The organism is Desulforhopalus sp. IMCC35007 (assembly GCF_005116575.1).
Classification (GTDB): Bacteria; Desulfobacterota; Desulfobulbia; order Desulfobulbales; family Desulfocapsaceae; genus Desulforhopalus_A.
The window spans coordinates 1-19,258 of record NZ_SWCN01000008.1; the positions used below are offsets into that span (position 1 = coordinate 1).

General features: G+C 47.4%; 11 protein-coding genes. 1 reads left to right on the plus strand and 10 read right to left on the minus strand.

Features of this window, described 5'->3' with window-relative positions:
- Positions 1–942 precede the first annotated feature (942 nt).
- The gene (locus tag FCL48_RS09850) at positions 943–2,577 is read left to right on the plus strand and encodes an IS1634 family transposase (RefSeq protein ID WP_136872110.1); all 1,635 of its coding nucleotides are present in this window, start codon (positions 943–945) and stop codon (positions 2,575–2,577) included.
- Between the two features lie 219 nt (positions 2,578–2,796).
- Here FCL48_RS09850 and FCL48_RS09855 read toward each other — a convergent pair whose 3' ends face one another.
- The 10 genes from FCL48_RS09855 to FCL48_RS09900 form a co-directional block, all read right to left on the minus strand.
- Positions 2,797–4,590, minus strand: coding sequence for a sulfatase-like hydrolase/transferase (locus FCL48_RS09855; RefSeq protein ID WP_169309163.1), 1,794 nt, complete (start codon positions 4,588–4,590; stop codon positions 2,797–2,799).
- A 944-nt stretch (positions 4,591–5,534) separates the two neighbouring features.
- On the minus strand, positions 5,535–6,767 hold the full coding sequence (locus FCL48_RS09860; protein ID WP_136872112.1) for a glutamate-cysteine ligase family protein: 1,233 nt from the start codon (positions 6,765–6,767) through the stop codon (positions 5,535–5,537).
- Positions 6,760–8,232, minus strand: coding sequence for a RimK family protein (locus FCL48_RS09865; RefSeq protein WP_136872113.1), 1,473 nt, complete (start codon positions 8,230–8,232; stop codon positions 6,760–6,762). The genes FCL48_RS09860 and FCL48_RS09865 overlap by 8 nt, the downstream gene beginning before the upstream one ends.
- A gap of 16 nt (positions 8,233–8,248) precedes the next feature.
- A complete protein-coding gene (locus FCL48_RS09870; protein ID WP_136872114.1) occupies positions 8,249–8,965 on the minus strand; it encodes a peptidase-C39 like family protein in 717 nt (238 codons plus the stop codon).
- Positions 8,966–9,276: 311 nt separating this feature from the next.
- Entirely contained in the window at positions 9,277–11,181 is a 1,905-nt protein-coding gene (gene ftsH / locus FCL48_RS09875; RefSeq protein ID WP_136872115.1) for an ATP-dependent zinc metalloprotease FtsH, read from the minus strand.
- Between the two features lie 58 nt (positions 11,182–11,239).
- Positions 11,240–12,712: an efflux transporter outer membrane subunit gene (locus tag FCL48_RS09880; RefSeq protein WP_136872116.1), complete on the minus strand. Its 1,473-nt coding sequence runs from the start codon at positions 12,710–12,712 to the stop codon at positions 11,240–11,242.
- 116 nt (positions 12,713–12,828) lie between these two features.
- Entirely contained in the window at positions 12,829–13,848 is a 1,020-nt protein-coding gene (locus FCL48_RS09885) for a lipid A deacylase LpxR family protein (protein ID WP_136872117.1), read from the minus strand.
- A gap of 25 nt (positions 13,849–13,873) precedes the next feature.
- Positions 13,874–14,998 (minus strand): ABC transporter permease, encoded by a 1,125-nt coding sequence (locus FCL48_RS09890; protein WP_136872118.1) that lies wholly within the window; start codon positions 14,996–14,998, stop codon positions 13,874–13,876.
- A 2-nt stretch (positions 14,999–15,000) separates the two neighbouring features.
- The gene (gene rbbA / locus FCL48_RS09895) at positions 15,001–17,739 is read right to left on the minus strand and encodes a ribosome-associated ATPase/putative transporter RbbA (protein ID WP_136872119.1); all 2,739 of its coding nucleotides are present in this window, start codon (positions 17,737–17,739) and stop codon (positions 15,001–15,003) included.
- Positions 17,736–18,734, minus strand: coding sequence for an HlyD family secretion protein (locus FCL48_RS09900; RefSeq protein WP_240744807.1), 999 nt, complete (start codon positions 18,732–18,734; stop codon positions 17,736–17,738). Before FCL48_RS09900 ends, rbbA begins: the two co-directional genes overlap by 4 nt.
- Positions 18,735–19,258 lie beyond the last annotated feature (524 nt).

The window sequence follows — 19,258 nt, forward strand, 5'->3', positions numbered from 1 at the left end:
TTCGACTGCATTGAAACCACAAAAGTCCAGACTGTCATGGGCAGCTATCGATGGTCCACCGAATCGGTGGCCAGAGACAGGCTGCTCTTGAAGTACTTGGGAGTGGATACTAAATAGTGTACGCTTTGTCCGACTTTCAAGTTATCACGTATGAGAACATGAATCTGAGACCGTTATTTAGTCAAGGCCAGATTCAAATATACTGGAATTATGTTGCGCGATTAGTTATGTTGTCTGTTTCATTGGTCTTCTTCTTTTGTATTTAAAAAAATATTGCAAATATTGCTTTTTCTTCCTCCTTATTCTTTATATTTTATTTTTTTACTTTTTTTTGTGTTTACAAACTTAAAAATTCTTGTAACTGTTTTCAGTGTGGTGGTGCGAACCGCCAATAAACTTAAAGTATTGTGAGTCATATGAGCGAGTTAACGATCAGGTTTCTTTCCTTATTCAATTATTTCCCACTTAGGTAGCCCTTCAATGCCTATGGAAATTTTATCGTAGTAGTTTGATTAGAGTAAGATAATTATGTTGCGAGCTATTTAGTATCGATTCTCAAACTCACCGCAATCCCCCCGATATTATGACAAATATTAGAATCTATCAAAATGTCATAAAATTCCATTAATTTCAGCCAGATAGATCAACTCGCAACATAACAGGAAACATCTTAATTTTGAGCAGTTTTGCATTTTTAGAGGTGTTACGTGGCAATCTCAAGGTCGATAAGAAAGTACTCCACGTAACAAAACATAATCCAGATAGATGAAATACTCTGGTTATTAACCCCAAGTTCGACAGTCATAGGCACATTTCAGGCTAAAAAGAGAGATAAGTCGTTGTTTTTATGTTTGACAATGACATTTTCTGAAAATTTTCCTAGGCACACGATTTGTATTTTAATGCTTGACATAATTAATTGTACAACCTTTTTGTATAGACATGTACATTCGAACCATCAAACGTAAGAACAAAGACGGCTCAGTCGTCGAATATGTTCAACTCGCCAACAACGTCTGGAACAAGAAAAAAGGCTTCGCACAAGCACAGGTCATCCACTCTTTTGGCCGCAGCGATCAATTAGATGTTGAGGCGTTGAAGCGGCTGATAAAGAGCATGAGCCGTTTTCTTGACCCCGAAGACGCTGTGCGGATCGAACATAAAGACGACGATCTGAAGATCATGAGCAGCCGCCCATCAGGTGGTGCCCACCTACTCAAAGCATTGTGGAACAGACTTCGAATCAACAACTGCCTACAGAAAGGCCTTGATCAGCGTTCTTTTTCCTCTCCAGTTGCTGACGCCATTTTTGCCATGGTTGCCAACCGTGCCTTGGCCCCGTCCTCAAAGCTTGCGATTGAGCAATGGGCCGCGGAAGAAGTCTACCTAGGTAATAAAGACACGCTTCAAGTGCAGCACTGCTACCGAGCAATGGATTTTCTTCTTGAACACCAGGAGACCATACAGCAGGAGGTGTTCTGGTCCACTGCAAACCTGCTCAACCTGACTGTTGATTTGATCTTTTTTGATACCACCAATACCTATTTCGAGACCGACGAGCCAGGACCATCAGAGTTGAAAGCCTATGGTAAATCCAAAGACAAGCGTGACGACCTGCCCCAGGTGACCATCGGGCTTGCTGTGACCCGCGAAGGTATCCCGGTACGCTGCTGGGTACTGCCTGGTAACCAACATGACAGCAAATGCGTTGATCAGGTTCAGAAAGATCTCAACAGCTGGAACCTTGGTCGGGTCGTTTGGGTCATGGACCGAGGTATGACCAGCCAGGCAAACCAGAAGATCCTGCAACGGGCCGGTGGGCAGTACATTCTGGGTGAAAAACTCAGCGGCAATAAACTCAATGAGGCCGTCTTATCACATCCTGGTCGCTTTAAGGTGGTCACTGATAACCTGCACATAAAAGAAGTCTTTGCCGGCGAAGGCACCGGCAGTCGCCGCTATGTGATTGCCTACAACCCTAAACAGGCCGAGTTGGACCGAATCAATCGGCAACAGGTACTTGAGCGCTTGTCCTGCGAGCTTGAGATACTCAACAAAACCAAAAAGACCAAGGCACATTGCAATCTACTTTTGCACCGTTCCATGGGCCGTTATGTCAAAGAACTCAAAAGCGGCAAACTTCGTCTTGATAAAGCCAAGGTGAAACAGGACGAAAAGCTTGACGGTAAATATCTTTTGTCAACAAGTGATCAGCATATGTCTGCCGAGGATATCGCTCTTGGTTACAAGCAGCTGCTAGAAGTAGAGCGGGCTTTTCGTACTCTCAAAAGCACTCTTAGCCTGAGACCGGTCTATCATTCAAAAGACGATCGTGTCCGCTCGCACGTTCTCATCTGCTGGCTGGCATTATTGCTGGTCCGCATTGCCGAAGTGGAAACCGGGCTAAGTTGGGCGAAGATCCGTCAGCAGATGCAGCAGCAAAATTTAATCGATTTATTTGGCAAAAATGGGCGTATACTCCAGCACACTGAACTGACACATACCCAGCGCAACATCCTGAATAAATTAAATATAAAGCCACCACAGCGAATCTTGCAAGCCGAAACAGCAGCCTAAATTCCTAGGCACTACACCATTTTTTGCTATCTCTCCATCGTATTAATATCATTACACATCTTTAACTTTGTTTGCCTAGGACTGTCGAACCCAGGACACCGATGGATACGCTTGAAGATGGGAAAAAACTTTAGGAGGAGAAATTAATAGTCTCAAACTAATCTGACAATTATAGCTAAAAAATCGGTAACTGTCAGATCGGGTCTGAACAACTACAACTTAATTCATATTTAGAATTCGGCGTAATCCATTCATGTTATATGTGGTCTTTCCATCAAGCCGAGTTTTGTGAATGTATTTTGAATCTTGGCCAGTAATCAGGCACCAGCCATCATTACTTATCACGGTACCATGACTGGTTACATTCATATCTGATAATTTTATATCTTTGCAGTCATCTATCCAAAGGAATTTGTCTTTTTTAGCCATTCTCTGTATATGGGCCACAACCGAAGGCTTAAAACGGGTGATGTGTGAAACGAATAAGTCCTCTGTCAACTCAAGGAAAACAGGTAACTCATATTTTTTATTATTAATTGTTAGCATTTTCTTGTTTGTATCAATAGAAATATCCTGTTTGATAATATTTGGGCCCCAGAATTTTAAGATCTCAGGTTTCCAGGTAAATAGCTTGTCTGCGATGTAATCACGTTCCTTAACAATACGCTCACCTTCTTTCAGCAAGTCCCTACCTAAGCCTATCTGTCCAGAGTATCCCATGAATGGAAGAATTGTTGTGCCTATATCCATATGTGTGCCAAGGGTGTGTATCTCTTTTCCGGTAACTTTTCCTGGTTCAAAAATCATAAATAGATTTTTTTTCCCTTCATTACCTCTTGCCTGTTTGATCATTTTATAAGCAGGTGTATTTCTATAATTATAATGATCTGAGGCTACGACAATCACTGTCTGTTCCCCATAGGGTGAGTCGGCAATTTTACGGATAAAATCACTTATTAGAAAATCTGCACACTTGACAGCATTTAGGTGTTTATTGCTGCCATCAAGGTATCCTTTATCTTCACATGATTTTGATGGGTACCCAGGCGCATGAGTATCGACGGTCAGGAGGAAAAGGCCAAATTTAGTTCCTGATTCGGATAGTTCCAGGAATCGTTTGTAGCTGATATCAAAAAGTGAGTCGTCGTAAAGCCCCCAATGATTCAAATAAGTAGTATCTTCCAGCTTAGACCGAAGAGCATTTCGGCCGAATACATCAATAAATCCATGAGATTTAAAAAACTCCCCTTTGCGGGTAAAATTAAGCTTGGCTCCACCGTAATATGCGAGGAAGTAGTCTTCATTTGCTAAGAGATCTCCAAGGCAGGTCGCGTCGGGGAGAAAATCTCCCCTAGGGTTCTTAATGAACGACATGCTTGGTAAATATAGAGGAACCCCGCACTGGCTAGCCACAATAGACCAGATAGTGCCATTGATACCTGGAAGGGTGTACAACTGACTGAAAGAGGTACTCTGTTTTTCGATTAATTTAAGTTCTGGTACTAATCCCGGAAAGATGTCTTCATTGAAAAAGGCACGTTCGAGACTTTCTGCATAAATAACGACTATATTTTTTTGACCTGTTTCTAGCCGGCGGATCCGGGGTTCTTTATAGTAATTGTAAAACTCCCATGTCTCTGAAGACGTTGAGCGCATTGAACTGATTAATGATCTATGTGGTAGTTGGTATATATTAACGCAAGCTGGGTTGATCGAAAGACCGACAAATAGAAGTGCATAAGCCATTAAACATCTTGAATATGATAATGAAATGTTCTTGTCTGTTTTTATATAAACAAAAATCCCCATAAGTATAATACAGAGTGAAAGTGAACCTATTATCAGTGTTATTAGCCAGATATACTCCTTAAAAGGGGCACCAGTCAGGCCGAATTTGAGTTGCATGATGGTGGCCTGATTGACGCCCACACCAGTGAAATAATTGGCAACTAGAAATAACTCAATAAGTAACACGTAGAGTAAAGCAAGGGTGCTGAATATGGTTTTATTCAAGCGACTCGCACCACAACGGAGTATGAGGAAAATGCCTCCCAGAAATATGACGACGGATAAGATGATGAAAAAAAGGTTGGGCATTATAGACTCTTAGGAAAAGAAATCATAGTATCATGTAAAGGCATGATCATCAAACAAGCTCTCATAGCTTTTGAATGTCACAGTTGTACGGTTCAATGGTGTTGAATGACTAGATTGAAAGTGCGGTAATAGATTATATTTTAACAAAATTATCAAGCCCCAACAGAAACATTCCCAGCATTTAGCACCACCAGCTAAGTTTATGTTCTGCCAGTTTCTCAATCATGCCAAACTGAAAACACATGAAACTTCAAAGACGGAAGCATACATGAACTCAAGGCTAGTGTGGTACTTGAAAGGATCCCGGGACTGAAGACCCAGGGTGAAATTGCTAAGGAGAATGAGATCCACCCGATAATGGTTGGTAAATAGCAGAATGATCTGCTCCAACGTATACCAGAACTCATTGCCGTCTCATAGTTAATTCAACAAATTAAGCTGTTGAGATAATGATGTTTCCCCGTCGGTGTCAGTTGGTTTTAGCAGGTCTGACAACGGTTGTCTCTCAAAAATGTTTGCTAGCAGGCGGAGCAAGGCGGAAAGTGACCCTCGAAACTTCGCCATGAATTTAAAATAGATCAACAATGTTTGTCAGGCAACGTGCAAGATAGCAGAATCGTCAGCCTCAAGTTAGATATTGGCACTGCAACATTAAATGCTCACCAGTTTATCTCCGTGAAGGTGTTTCCTATACATCCTGCGAGCAGAGAAACATAATTCTAAAACCTAAAATGTTTTTAAATTATTACTCCATTCCAGATTAGTCAGAGCGTTGACACTACCTTCCAGCCAGCAGCAACACTTATACAAAATACATCAAACTATATTGACTGCCTACAATTGCTCTTTTCAGGAAGCAGCTAAGCGACAAACATCTGCTGTTTTGCCAGGCAGTCGCAGAGTTTTGAATAGACTTCTTTAAGATGGTCGTGACGATAGTCTCCGGCAACGGCTCTTTCTATGCGGCGAGCCAGTGAACCTTTTTCAAAAATGGTCTGTAATGGTTTCAGAAAATCATGATCCCACTGCGCTTTGTCGGCACAGCCCGCTGCGAGGTGCTGCCAGAGTTCTATGGCCTGAATTTTTTCAGGACCAAGACCAAATAATCGAAGATATTCCGGGTCACTGATGACGGCCTGATCCCCGTACTTAATCACATCCTGAAATATTGCAGCAAGAGGATCGACCTCCCAGTTCATTTGCTGCTGCAACTCATCTCCTTCGCTTTCACAAAGAGCCTTAATAACAGAAACAATAAGTTGAGCGCAGGCAAGGTCCGCAAGCGGAGTCTCCTGAATATCCAATACCCTTATTTCAATGGCCCCCCGATCGAAACGGGCAATAGCTCCTCTGGCATTGAGAAACTCATGGGCCAGTATTCCTTCCGGATCGTGACTTGCTATAGCCTGATACATCGGCGAAAAAATTATCTTTTGATAATCCGTTTCAGAATAGACGCCTTCAGGGATAATTTTACCTGCAACCTGAGGAATTTTTGCAGAATTTGTACAGTAATATTTCATCCTGTTGTCAAGATGAGTACCTGCTGCACCATCCATGATTGGCGACGATGCGGTTAGTGCCGGCATAATTGGCATAAGAAGACGTATTGCAGAGTGTAGCCTGGCAAACTCCTCATCACCGCTAAAAGACAAATTGAGATGGGTACTCTGTAGATTTGACCAGCCGTGTCCACTGCAACCGAAGATACGGTTGAAGGCCTGGTAAATAGGGCCGCACTCATGGGGCCACAATTGAGTTTCTTTTGCCGGATTCATCCAGGGGTGGGCTGCCGTTGGCATCAGGCGGCCCCCCAGACCGGCAAGAATCGTATTTACTTTCCCTACATGGGAGGAAAACCGATCTGCAAGACTATTGAGCGAGGAAACGGGGCCATTGGTCTTTATTTCAATGACGTGCAGCACGAGTTCATTTGACCAGGCGATATCATCAAATTCGACCTGTCCCTCAATGGAACCCGTCGCTCTTTCAATCAGCTTATCCGCTACGGGTAAGACATCAAGGCTTTCCTGATGAACGATCATGTATTCAAGTTCGACCCCGATAGCTTCCAGCAATTTCCAGCTACTCAACTCGCCGTCCCCCTTTCATCCTGTCTTCAATCCGCTGGCGAAAAACATCGATAACCCGAAGATACAATTCTTCTCCGAGAATGCTGTCTTCAATACCGGCATCTAGATTGGGGTTATCATTCACCTCGATCACGACCACCCTGTCACCCACCTGTTTGAGATCAACACCGTACAGTCCGTCGCCGATCAGCTTTGATGCCTTTACAGCCGTATTGATAACGCGTTTTGGCACCTGAGCCACCGGAAAAGTCTCGTATTTACCAAAGGTATCTTTTCCCTTTTTATCTGTACTGATGATCTGCCAGTGTTTTTTTGCCATATGATACTTGCAGGCGTACAGGGGACGCCCATCAAGGACACCTATGCGCCAGTCATATTCAGTTGGCATAAACTCCTGGGCAATGACCAGATCAGACTTTTTCAGCATTCTTTTGGCCTCATCTAAAAGGCGTTCTCTGTCTTTCACCATGATAACACCCTGAGAAAAGGAAGAGTCCGGCTCTTTGAGAATGCAGGGCAGGCTGAATTCCGCCAGGACCTGGCTGATATTTTTACTGTGCAGGATCAGGGTGCCTGGAGTTGGCACCTTGTAGCGTGTCAGTAACTCGGCCAGATACACCTTATTGGAACAGCGTAAAATTGAGACAGGATCGTCGATGACGACCAACCCTTCAGCCATGGCTTTTCGTGCCATCCTATAGGTATGGTGGTCCACGTTGGTGGTTTCACGGATAAAGAGTCCGTCGAATTCGGACAGACGATTGGAGTCATCTTTTGTGATGAGTTCGACTCCAAAGCCCATTGATTCGGCAGCCTTGGTAAAAAGCTTCATTGCCTTAGCATCGGATGGAGGCCGGGCTTCCGCCGGGTTTTGTAAAATAGCCAGATCGTACCGACTTACATGGCGTTTAGGAATAACCAGCTTCTTACCTGCAAAGTAGGACGACACAACATCTTCGCTAAAGTGGAGATCCTCTTTTGGGATATCCTTTGCCGCAAGGGGTGATATATTTTGCAGTTGCCACTGATTGGTCAGCGAGAAATCAGCGCGCAAAAATGGCGCCGGAAAAAATTTAAATAGCGCAGAGGCAAGAGCTTCAAATCGTTTTTCAGGGGTTTTACCGAAATATACGTTAAATGAGACCTTTTTTTCATCTTCACCGGCAAAGGGTTTTTTAAGAAGATCTTCGAGTTCGCTGGAAATAAGCCTGACAATTCCCATGGACTTCATATCCTGAATTGTCGTGGTACTTGGAATAGATTTGTGGTTTCTGGCCTCGGCCAGGAGCGAGACATAATAGCCCATACTCTGATAACGGTATGATTTACATATGTTGAAAACTTTCACTCCCTTCATTGCAGCAAACCTGCTGTCAGTCAAATAAGTTCTTGCGGCAACAGGTTCAACATCTTTGAGATTGAGGGGAAATTCTTCAGGATTCTCGATAACGACAAATATTGACACAGATCTATCCTCACTTTTATTTTTTCTTTCGGGGGGTAATGACGAGCATATTGGCATCAAAGCTGATAGTTGAGAGCATGATAGCAGGTATCAGCCGATTGAACCTGACTTCATAATACTGATTATCACTCATGGGATTGGGGTGCCAGGGATCAGCAATCATGGCCTTTCGTGTGTTGATATCGTAACCGGAAAGCACCACGAAATGACCTGTGGGCTCACCATTGATATCATCATAAATTAATCGACTTCCCAGATCTAACTCTCTGGCAGATCGATAGAGATAGGTCGACGATAATCCGCTGATGATGGGTTTGTGTTGTTTGAGGATCCTGCGAAGAAGCTCAGTTGAAAGATCCTCCAGCAGGATTTTCCCTTTGAGACGCAAAAACTCCAGATAAGCTCTGGTTACCGTCTCCATTTTCGGAGTATGCTTGACCTCGAGTTGAAGTATAAGTTTTTCCGCCATTTCTTCTGCGGATAGGCAAAACCAGGTAGGATCGAAAACCTGCATATCAAAGGTGTAAAGGGTTGCATCGTATCCACGTTGAAGAGCGTGGCAGCCAAGTACCACCGCCAGGGTTCCTCCACCCTCAAGAGCAGGAACCTCCTCTATAACCTGAGCCAATGAAATAGTATCATTATAATAGCTGTAAATTGAATGCAGGCAGGTTGGCCCACAGGTTGTGTCATCGGGTTGCCGTAAGATTTCAAAGTGAATTTGAGTTTCCATAAAGTTACATCAGCAGTACTTAAAAAAACGGGTTTTCAGACGCTTGCAAAATAAGAGCTGTTGCATTCGGACATTATTGCAACAGCCTGGTATATTTTACCGATAAACAAAAAACAACGAATCAAAAAATGAACAAACCACTTGCCCCTTTTTATTTTTTAAGAGCAGTTATATAAGATTTTTTCTGCTTTTAATTGTCCGTAATACCACTCTCAGCCTACTGCAACAAGGGGCAATACACTCTACAACACAGATTTTCTTGTACTCTCCCAAACAACAAAAATCAGGAGTTCCTCTGGTCTATAACATCCTCATTCTCTATCACTTTCTACCTTGTTCATCAGCCGGTGCACCTCCTCACCGGTCAGTACTTCTTTTTCCTGCAGGAGTTCAGCAAGGGTATCAAGGATCAACCTTTGATCAGTAAGAATCTGCGTTGCCCGTTCATGTGCCTCCTCAACAAGGGCACGAACTTCAGCATCAATGAGTCTGGCTGTTTCCTCACTGTAGTTTCGCTCTTCCTGGCCCTGCACACCAAGATATATGAGTTGTTGTCTTTTACCGTAGGTGAGCGGCCCAAGCTTTTCACTCATCCCGAACTGACATACCATGGCTCGGACAATTTCACTGGCACGTTCGAGATCGTTCTGAGCCCCACTTGAGATGTTGCCAAAAACGATCTCTTCAGCCGCCCTGCCACCGAGAAGGATAGCGATCTGGTCTTTGAGTTCATCTTTAGTGGAGAAGAATTTCTCATTAATCGGCAGCTGCATGGTGTAACCAAGAGCCGCAATGCCCCGTGGAATGATGGAAACCTTGTGCACCGGTTCGCCTGTGGGCACAGTGACCGCAACCAATGTATGACCCGATTCATGATATGCCACCCGCCTTTTTTCTTCACTACTCAGGACCCGATGCTTTTTCTCTGGGCCTGCAATAATCCTGTCAATGGCCGCCTCGAAATCCTCCATGGTAACTTCCTCATGACCTTTTCGCACCGCACCTATGGCTGCTTCATTGGCGATATTTTCAAGATCGGCACCAACAAATCCTGGCGTACGCTGGGCCACTACCAGTAAGTCGACCTCCTTTGACATTTTGATTCTGCTGCTATGGAGCTTCAAAATTGCCTCACGAGCTTTAAGATCAGGTTTATCGACTATAATCTGCCGATCAAAACGGCCGGATCGGAGCAGCGCCTTGTCCAGAATTTCAGGCCGGTTGGTCGCGGCCAACACCACCACTCCAACGGATGAATCAAAACCATCCATCTCTGAGAGCAGTTGATTCAGGGTCTGTTCCCGCTCATCATGGCCTCCCACCACCGGCCCTACACCACGAGCACCACCTATGGCGTCCAGTTCATCTATAAAGATGATACAGGGAGCTTTTTCGCGCGCCTGCTCAAAAAGTTCACGAACCCTCGCAGCACCGACACCGACAAACATCTCGACAAATTCAGAGCCGGCGATGGAGAAAAATGGAACCTTGGCCTCACCTGCTACAGCCCTTGCAAGCAGAGTCTTACCAGTGCCTGGTGGTCCGGCCAGCAAAATTCCTTTTGGCATCCGACCGCCAAGCCGCTGGATCCGTTCAGGGTCCCTTAAAAAGGCGATACTCTCCTGCAATTCCTCCTTGGCTTCTTCGACTCCTGCCACATCGTCAAAGGTCACGTCCAGCGAAGACTCCGCATGGATATGAACCCGATTCCCGGCGATATTGAGAAACCCCTTGCCCCCCTGCCCCATCCGGCGGCCAATCCAGCCCCAAACCAAGAAAAAGATGCCAAAGGGAATGACCCAATTTGCAAGAAAACTACCGAACCAGTTGCTGCTCTGACGCACGGAATATTTAACGCCATGCTCTTCAAGTTTTTCGGCCAGGTCATTATTTAAGAGCGGCACGGTTATAAAACGCCGGATGGCGTTGGTTCTTTCGTCCTTTACAGTCAGCGTGCCTGAAATATACTTGTCGGTGACCACTGCCTCGGCGACCTGATCTTTATCCAGATAGCCGATAAACTCACTGTAGGGAATCTGTTCTTTTTTCGTTTCAAAATAACCCTGCCAGAAATAAAAAGAGAGAACCATGAAAATGGTATACAGCCAGATATTAAAATTAGGCTGTTGCCAGAACCGCTGACTTCCCTGTCTTCCGGGCTTGTTAATTTCGATGTCCGGTTTTTTGTTTCCTGGTGTAAAGTGATTTCTTTTCATTCTGCCCCCCTTCTCTCTGATCTCTACTTCCTCCTGGAAATGCAGATAATAACACGTTTTATTTTTGTGCAGACGGTGCTGCAGCTTCAGCCGGTGTCCAGCCCCCGCCAAGGGCTTTATAGAGCCTGATAAGATTTGAGGTCACGGCGCCATCACTTGTTGCGAGCTGGTCCTGAAGTGAGAGTAATGCCCGCTGGGCATTGAGTACATTTTGAAAATCAATAAGACCTGAGCTGTATTGATCCTCAGCAAGCTGTACAGCGCGTCCGGCAGCCCCTGCTGCCTCTACCAGTGACCGCCTTCTGACCTGCTCATCAGCATAGGCAATAAGCGCATTTTCAACCTCTTCAAGCGCCAAAAGTACTGAGGCCTCATAGGAGATCAAGGCCTGTTCCTGAAGGGCGTTCTGTACCTCGATGTTCTGGCGGATACGACCGGAATCAAAGACATTCCAATAAAACTGCGGCCCGACAGAATAGCTTCTGCTTGCATCGGAGAAAAAATTACCGGAAGACAGGGAAATAAGTCCGATTGAACCCGCCAGTTTAAATTTAGGGTAGAGGTATGCCGTAGCAACACCTATGCGAGCTGTCTGGGCGACCAGTTGCTGCTCGGCCCTGCGAACATCAGGCCTGCGGCGCAGGGCATCCGCCGGCAGGCCGACTGCGACTTCCAGAGGCGTTACCGGGATAGGTTGCATCTCAATCAATTCGTCCTTTAAGCTGCCGGGATTTTTGCCAAGTAACACCGCAAGACGGTTACCCGCCTGCTCCACACCTCTTTGCAAAGGGGGGATCTGCGAACGGGTCTGTTCCAGGTTGTACCTGGCCTGTTCTACATCCAGCTCGCTTGTTACACCCGATGCGGCCCGTGCGCGGGTAATGTTACAGGTCTCTTCCTGGGCCTTTTGATTTGCTTTGGCAATGGACAACCTGGTCTGAAAAGATCGCAGTTCGACATAGTTTAAACCAACTTCAGCGAGAAGACTGACCATGACATCGCGCAGTTCCTCATGGCTTGCGGCAAGTTCTGCGTCAGCGGCCTCCACTGCCCGCTGCACACCGCCAAACAGGTCAAGCTCCCAATTGGCATCAAAACCTGCGCCGTATAATTCAATATCAGCGCCGCCTCCCAGCTCTTGACTGGTGCCGATCTTCGAGACCGTACCTTCTGTATTAATAGTCGGAAAACGATCCGCCGCCGCAATACCGCGACGTGCCCGTGCCTCACGCACCCGGGCGCGGGCCTTCCTCAGGTCAAGATTACCGGCTACCGCTCGCTGAATCAGACTCGTCAACCTCGGATCATGCAGGGTTGTCCACCAACTGGCCATCTTTTGTGGATCCATAGCTTCAGGGGAGAGTCCACCTGCAAGTGATGTACTCCATTTCTCTGGCGCTCTTGTTTCCGGTTGCACATAATCAGGGCCAACAACCGTACAGCCGGAGAGCAAGAGCCCGAATATTCCTGTAACTGCGACTTTTACGATCCTGCTGTTCTTTTGCCCAATGCGCTGCATTATCCCTTTCATGGTGACCGCCTCAATACTATTTTTTAAATCCGCGTCTCTGATCCACGTCTCTTACAGGTACGTATCCAGTGGTACTTGTCTTTTTGGCTTTTACAGTTTAGATCCTGATTGAACCTCTAGAAATAAAAGGAAATATTTACCGCCCCATAGTCCGTATAGCCATCCTGGCCATGGAACTCCTCGCTGCGCATGATGTTGCTAAGAGCAATACGGACATTTTTAATATGAAAGGCAAAACCGAACTGCATATCGCCTACGAAAATATTTTTATCAACACTGTGACTGTCCTCAAAGGTGTTACCGTCAAGAAATATGTTTCGCGCCACCACCCTGCCCTCCAGACCTGCAAAAAAATACCAGTTTGGTTGAGGGTCTGGCCTGAAATATGGAACACCGGGAAAACCGGGTCGAATGGTCGGGGGACCAATATCTTCACGAAGTTTTGTACCCCAGCGAAACGAAAGGCCACCGCCTGCATAGGTGTAGACATTGCCCAATGCGACAACAGCGTGGGGACTCATCTCATAATCGAGAAAACCTGAACTTTCAGGGTAATAGTTCCATTTACGAATATAGGTGAGCACAAGTCCCAGCTCATCTTCGAGCTGATTGTCCCACCCCTCAGGCCTGCTTGTTCCAAGAAACCTGTGAAACCCGTCCTGCACATCATCGGCATGGGAGCCAGGCCCAACGATACCAAGCGTTACTTCAAGACCGTTGATATATTCATAATTGTCCCTCACCCTAACCCGCGAGGCAGTTGCCGCACTTCCATAAAGCCAACCGGCATACGGCCGATCATTTTCTATCAGCTCCTTTTCACTGATATCTTCCGGGGTGAAAATAGTCTGCCCAAGGCTGTATATCACGCAGCTTTCAGGCGTTCTCTCATAAAATGGAAACACCTCTGCCAGATTTTTGAACCACCGCGGTGGTTCAGAGGCCGGCATATACGAGACCTCAATCCCGCTGGTATAATACTGATCGTCGTTTTCTACCCAGCCATCATTTTCCACCTGTAAACTCCAGTAACCTGAGGTTTCATTAGCTTCCTGCTCTGCACAGTCAGCGAACCCCGAGAAAACAGACAGGCTGACACCAACTGCTAAACTCAACAACGTTGTTAATCGTTCCATCACTCCGTCCTCTACTTACCTCAAATCACATGGCGACCTTGATGCTCCTGCGAAAAAGAGCAAGACCTGTCAGAAAAAAGACTCCACCTATACCGATAATCGCCATAAAACTTGGCCAAACGACATCAAAACCAGCACCCCTGTACAAAATAGCCTGGGCAAAACTCACAAAGTGGGTCGTCGGTGCCAGCTGCATAATGGCCTGGACAATCTCCGGCATACTGTCGTGGGGGGTAATGCCGCCTGACAGCATCTGCAAGGGCAGGATGACGAGTATCATGAGCAGCCCAAGTTGCGGCATGGAGCGGGAAACTGTGCCCATAAAAATACCCAAGGAAGCGGTGGAAAACAGATGCAGCATGGCACCAAATAAAAACAGGGCGACAGATCCTGCAATTGGCACGGCCAGAAGCCCCTGCACCACAAAATAGAGTGAGAGAGCAGCAGCCGTAAGCACCACAAGGCCCATGGCCCAGATCTTGGCCATCATTATCTCAAACGGGGTGAGAGGCAGCACCAGAAGATGCTCAAGGGTGCCGTGTTCCCGCTCCCGAATCACCGCAGCTCCTGTGAGAATAATGGAAAGCATGGTAATATTGTTTATGACCTCCATAACGCTGCCGAACCAGGCGCTGTTACGATTGGGATTAAACTTTGTGCGAGTAGTAAGGCCGATGGGCAATGCGTTCCCGCTGCGGTGTCCCTGGACGAATTCGCTGATTTCACCGGTAACGATATTTTGGATATAACCAGAACCGATAAAAGCCTGGGTCACCATGGTGGCATCCACATTGACCTGTATTTCCGGCTGCCGTCCGGCAAGCACGTCACGCTCAAAGTTTGGCGGGATATCAAGGGCGAAGGTATACTTGCCTCCATCCATACCAGGATCGACCGCGCCCCCCGCAATCAGGTCCGGCGTTTTAAAATACGGCCCATATAATGCGCCTAAGATGCGCCCTGAAAGCTGGGATCGATCTTCATCCACTATGGCAATGGGCGCGTTGTGTAATTCCATGGAGGTGGTGGTTGCGATACAATAAATACCACCTGAAAAGGCCCAGATGATGAGCATAATCAACAAGGGGTCCCGAAAAAGAATACGCAGTTCCTTGACACCCAGGCGGTAGATATTGGCACATTTGTTCATCGTCATTTTTCCTGTTTTTTTAAAAACACCAGGCTCAGAATTGTCAGCACCGGGATAAAGGCGGCAAGGGCGAAAAAGTATTGGTAGAGTTGAGTGAAACCAAGTGCTTTTGTAAAAACCCCGCGACAGATAATCAAAAAATAGGTTGTCGGGAAGAATTTTCCGATGACAACACCTATCCCCGTCATCGAAGATACGGGATGGGTCATACCTGAAAAATTAACAGCTGCAAGCAGAGTAACGATGGCGGTCACCGCAAGGGCTGCGATCTGGGTACTGGTAAAGGCCGACATCAACAAGCCCAGCCCCGTGGTAACCGTTACATACAACAGGGCGGCCACAGTCAACGCGGCAAAACTGCCTTTCAGCGGCACACCGAAGACAAAAACTGCAAGCAGAACCAGGCCCAGATAGCTGATCATGCTCACCCCGATATATGGCAACTGTTTACCGATGAGAAACTCCAGTTTTGTCACAGGAGTCGCGTAAAGGTTGGTGATGGAACCCAGTTCTTTCTCCCGTACAACCCCAAGGGCCATGAGAATCGCCGGGATGAAAATGAGCAGGAGCGGGATTACCGCAGGAACCATGGCGTAGAGGCTTTTAAAATCCTGATTGTAACGATACCGCACAACGATACTGGCAAGCGCAGTCTGAGACAGACCGTATTGCCGCAGCATCAGGTCCTGGAGATACACGTAGTGCATACTCTGGACATAGCCAGCAATGGTCTCTGCGCGAAACGGCATGGCGCCGTCAACCCATGCACCAACCTCCGGCGCCCGCCCCTGCCGGAGATCTCTGCCGTAACCTGCAGGAAGCTCAAGGACGAGGCTCAGTTCCGCGCTGCGCATGCGCCGGTCAAGTTCGGCATCATCTGCAATGGGGGCTCGCTCCAGAAAATAGCGAGAGCCGGAAATATTCTCGATATAGTCGCGACTCTCGGGCGTCTGGTCGCGGTCCAGCACCGCAAACGAGACATCTTCCACATCCATGGTGATGCCATAGCCCATGATGAACATCAAAATAACCGTGCCCAGCAACGCAAAGGTGAGGCGAATGGGATCACGCCAGATTTCAAGGGTCTCCCGGTGCGCATAGCCCAGCATTCTAAGGGGCCTGAACGTACCCCTTGTATTGCGGCTGGTGGGAAAAAGAGAAATATCAACGGGGCGATCCTGACTGGTGCTGTTTCTATCAAGGCTTGTGGCCTCTTCCAGATAGTGAATAAAAGCATCCTGCAAGGTCTTTTTGCCACAGCCGGCAACGAGAGCCTCCGGCGTATCAGAGGCAAGTACCCTGCCCGCATGCATAAGGGATATACGATCACAACGCTCGGCCTCGTTCATAAAGTGGGTTGAGACAAAGATGGTCACCTTATCCCTGCGGGAAAGTTCAATGAGCAGCTCCCAGAATTTGTCACGGGCCACCGGGTCCACCCCTGATGTGGGTTCATCGAGGATGAGCATCTCCGGACCATGGATCACGGCTACGGCAAGAGACAGGCGCTGACGGATACCAAGGGGCAGGTTGACTGTGATTTCGGTCAGGTATTCTTCAAGGTCAAAGCGCTTTACCAAATCAGCAATCCGCGCACCGATACGTTCGGGTGCCAGATGAAAGAGCCTTGCATGCAGTTCCAGGTTCTGCTGCACCGTGAGCTCGGTGTAAAGAGAAAAACCCTGGGACATGAACCCCACCCTTTTCCGGGTTTCAAGGTCATGGGCGTCGACGAGACGGCCAAACAGCAGGGCTTTTCCTTCTGTAGGCGGCAGCAGCCCGGTGAGCATCTTCATGGTGGTAGTCTTGCCACAGCCGTTGGAGCCGAGAAAACCAAAGATCTCACCGCGCTTGATCTCAAGATCCACATGGTCAACGGCTGTGAAATCACCAAAGCGCTGGGTCAGCCCCTCGGCCTTGATGGCGGACGGGCCTTCGCCTACAACGGCCAAAGGAGGGACGACAAGGGTTTTGTGTCCCATTCTTTTTTTCTCCGGCAGCAACTGGATAAACGCCGAATCCAGCTCACTTTCTCCGGTCTGCTCAAGCAATTCCCCGGGACTGCCGGTGGCAAGGACTCTGCCGCCATCCATTGCAGCCAGCCAGTCAAACCCTTCGGCCTCCTCCATATAGGCGGTGGACACCAGAACACTCATACCCTTGCGGCGCGAACGGATCGTATCAATCAGTTGCCAGAACTGGCGGCGGGAAAGAGGATCAACACCTGTGGTGGGTTCATCGAGAATCAGCAGATCGGGGTCATGGATGAGCGCGCAGCATAAGCCGAGCTTCTGCTTCATGCCTCCTGAGAGTTTACCCGCAGGTCGATCCTTAAACGGCAAAAGCCCAGTGCCCGCCAGAAGCTCTGTTGCATGGTGCTGTCGTTCAGCCAGGCTCTGGCCGAACAAACGGCCAAAAAAGTCCACATTCTCATAGACAGATAAGGTCATATACAGATTACGTCCCAGGCCCTGGGGCATATAGGCGATACGGGGACAGACATCTGCCCGGTGGCGTCTGCTGGCCATGTCGCCACCAAGCACCTCAACACGACCCTGTTGAATCTTGCGCACCCCTGAAATCAAGGCAAGCAGGCTCGACTTGCCCACACCGTCCGGGCCAATCAGCCCTACCATACAACCTGCAGGAATTTGCAGATTAACCCCGTCAACGGCCACAGTGCGGCCATACCGGTGGCTGAGGTCGGTAACAGAGGCTATGTAAGCCGCTTTCTCACTCATGGCAGAGACCTGCGCTGTACATCTTCCGGCCAATCTGCTGTGGGGTCAAGGCGTATATAGGCAACACCCGGCACCCCGGTTTTTACCTGTTCCAGATGCCCGAGCAGTAACGCCGGATCAATTTTCACTTTGATGCGGAACATAAGTTTTTCCCGCTCTGTCCTGGTCTCCACCGCCTTGGGGGTGAACTGCGCATTGGGGGAGACAAAGGTGACTTTCGCTGGAACCGTAATATCAGCAAGAGCATCAAAGACAAAGCGTGCCTCTGCACCTATCTGCACCCTGCTGGCCTGGGCTGTCGGCAAAAAGATGGTCATAAACACATCGGTCAGGTCAAGCACGGTAAGTACCTTTCCTCCGGCTCCCAGCACCTCGCCCTCTTCGGCGAGTCGGTACAGAACTCTGCCGCTGATCGGGGTTTTCAGAATACTCTCGTCAATGACCTCTTCAATCTGTTGCGTGCTGGCAAGAGCAACCTCTATCACCGCTTCCGCTTCGAGAACCTTGGCTTCAGCTTCGGCAAGTAAGGCTGCTGTGGCCTGCATCGTTGCCCGGTCATGGTCGAGTTGCCTGATGGATATGGCATGTTGATTTGCCTCATAGGTTGCCTGTGACCGCTCATAGTCCTTTTGTGAGACCGCAAGTTCGCTCGTTCGTTGCTGTACAAGCGCTTCTGCATAGCTCTTTCCATGTCGGGCCTGGACAACGGAGGCTTTTGCCTGCCTGAGTTGAGCCTCCAGGGCTTTTGTGTCCATCCGTGCAGTTATCTGATTTTTCTGAAGATAATCCCCCTCACCCACAAGGATTTCAGCAATTCGCCCCGGATTTTTTGTTGCAATGTCAATTTCTGTGGCTTCAATGCGACCATTTCCCGAGGCAATATCATCAGATATTTCCAGGCCCTGATGATTCAACCATACATACGCTCCCACTATGGAAATAGACGCCAGAACAAGCAGTGCAATCCACCATTTCTTCGATCTGCTGTTAGCCACTCTCTCATCCTCCCACAAAACTTTTCCTATAAAGTGCTCCAGAACAAAATCTCTTGCCCTTTTCCCATGACAGGAAGACAGGATCTCGCCCCGATTATTGGAGTGCATTGTACTTGAGAGAACAAAAAGCAGAAAACATGCCAGCCGTAACAGCAAAACAATTCATACGTTCATACAGTGACATGTGTGGCTGTAAAGTGCCTGTTGGCTTGATTAATCTCTACAATTAATAAATTTTACAGACTATCTGCAAAAAATTGCATATTCAGCCAATCTGCGGGCAAAATACCGAAGAGGAAGTTTATGTACGGCTTTTGAGAAGTCCCATATTTGGTGGCGTAGATATGGGATTTTAAAGTGACAATGGCAAAAATCTGTAACCATTTTCAACAAGTATTTGCTTTTCATTTCTGCTCTGGTACAAATGGAGAGGTAAGATATATACCTGTATCTGGTCTTTTTATCTTATACCCTGGCTTTCAGGGTGGTTAACCATTTTTATGCTTTAACCATTTTTGAGCTGG

Coding starts and splice junctions, on each gene's coding strand:
- FCL48_RS09870 (WP_136872114.1), bottom strand. CDS start 8,965: ATGGAAACTCAAATTCACTTTGAAATCTTACGGCAACCCGATGACACA.
- FCL48_RS09885 (WP_136872117.1), bottom strand. CDS start 13,848: ATGGAACGATTAACAACGTTGTTGAGTTTAGCAGTTGGTGTCAGCCTG.
- ftsH (WP_136872115.1), bottom strand. CDS start 11,181: ATGAAAAGAAATCACTTTACACCAGGAAACAAAAAACCGGACATCGAA.
- FCL48_RS09890 (WP_136872118.1), bottom strand. CDS start 14,998: ATGAACAAATGTGCCAATATCTACCGCCTGGGTGTCAAGGAACTGCGT.
- FCL48_RS09880 (WP_136872116.1), bottom strand. CDS start 12,712: ATGAAAGGGATAATGCAGCGCATTGGGCAAAAGAACAGCAGGATCGTA.
- FCL48_RS09850 (WP_136872110.1), top strand. CDS start 943: ATGTACATTCGAACCATCAAACGTAAGAACAAAGACGGCTCAGTCGTC.
- rbbA (WP_136872119.1), bottom strand. CDS start 17,739: ATGAGTGAGAAAGCGGCTTACATAGCCTCTGTTACCGACCTCAGCCAC.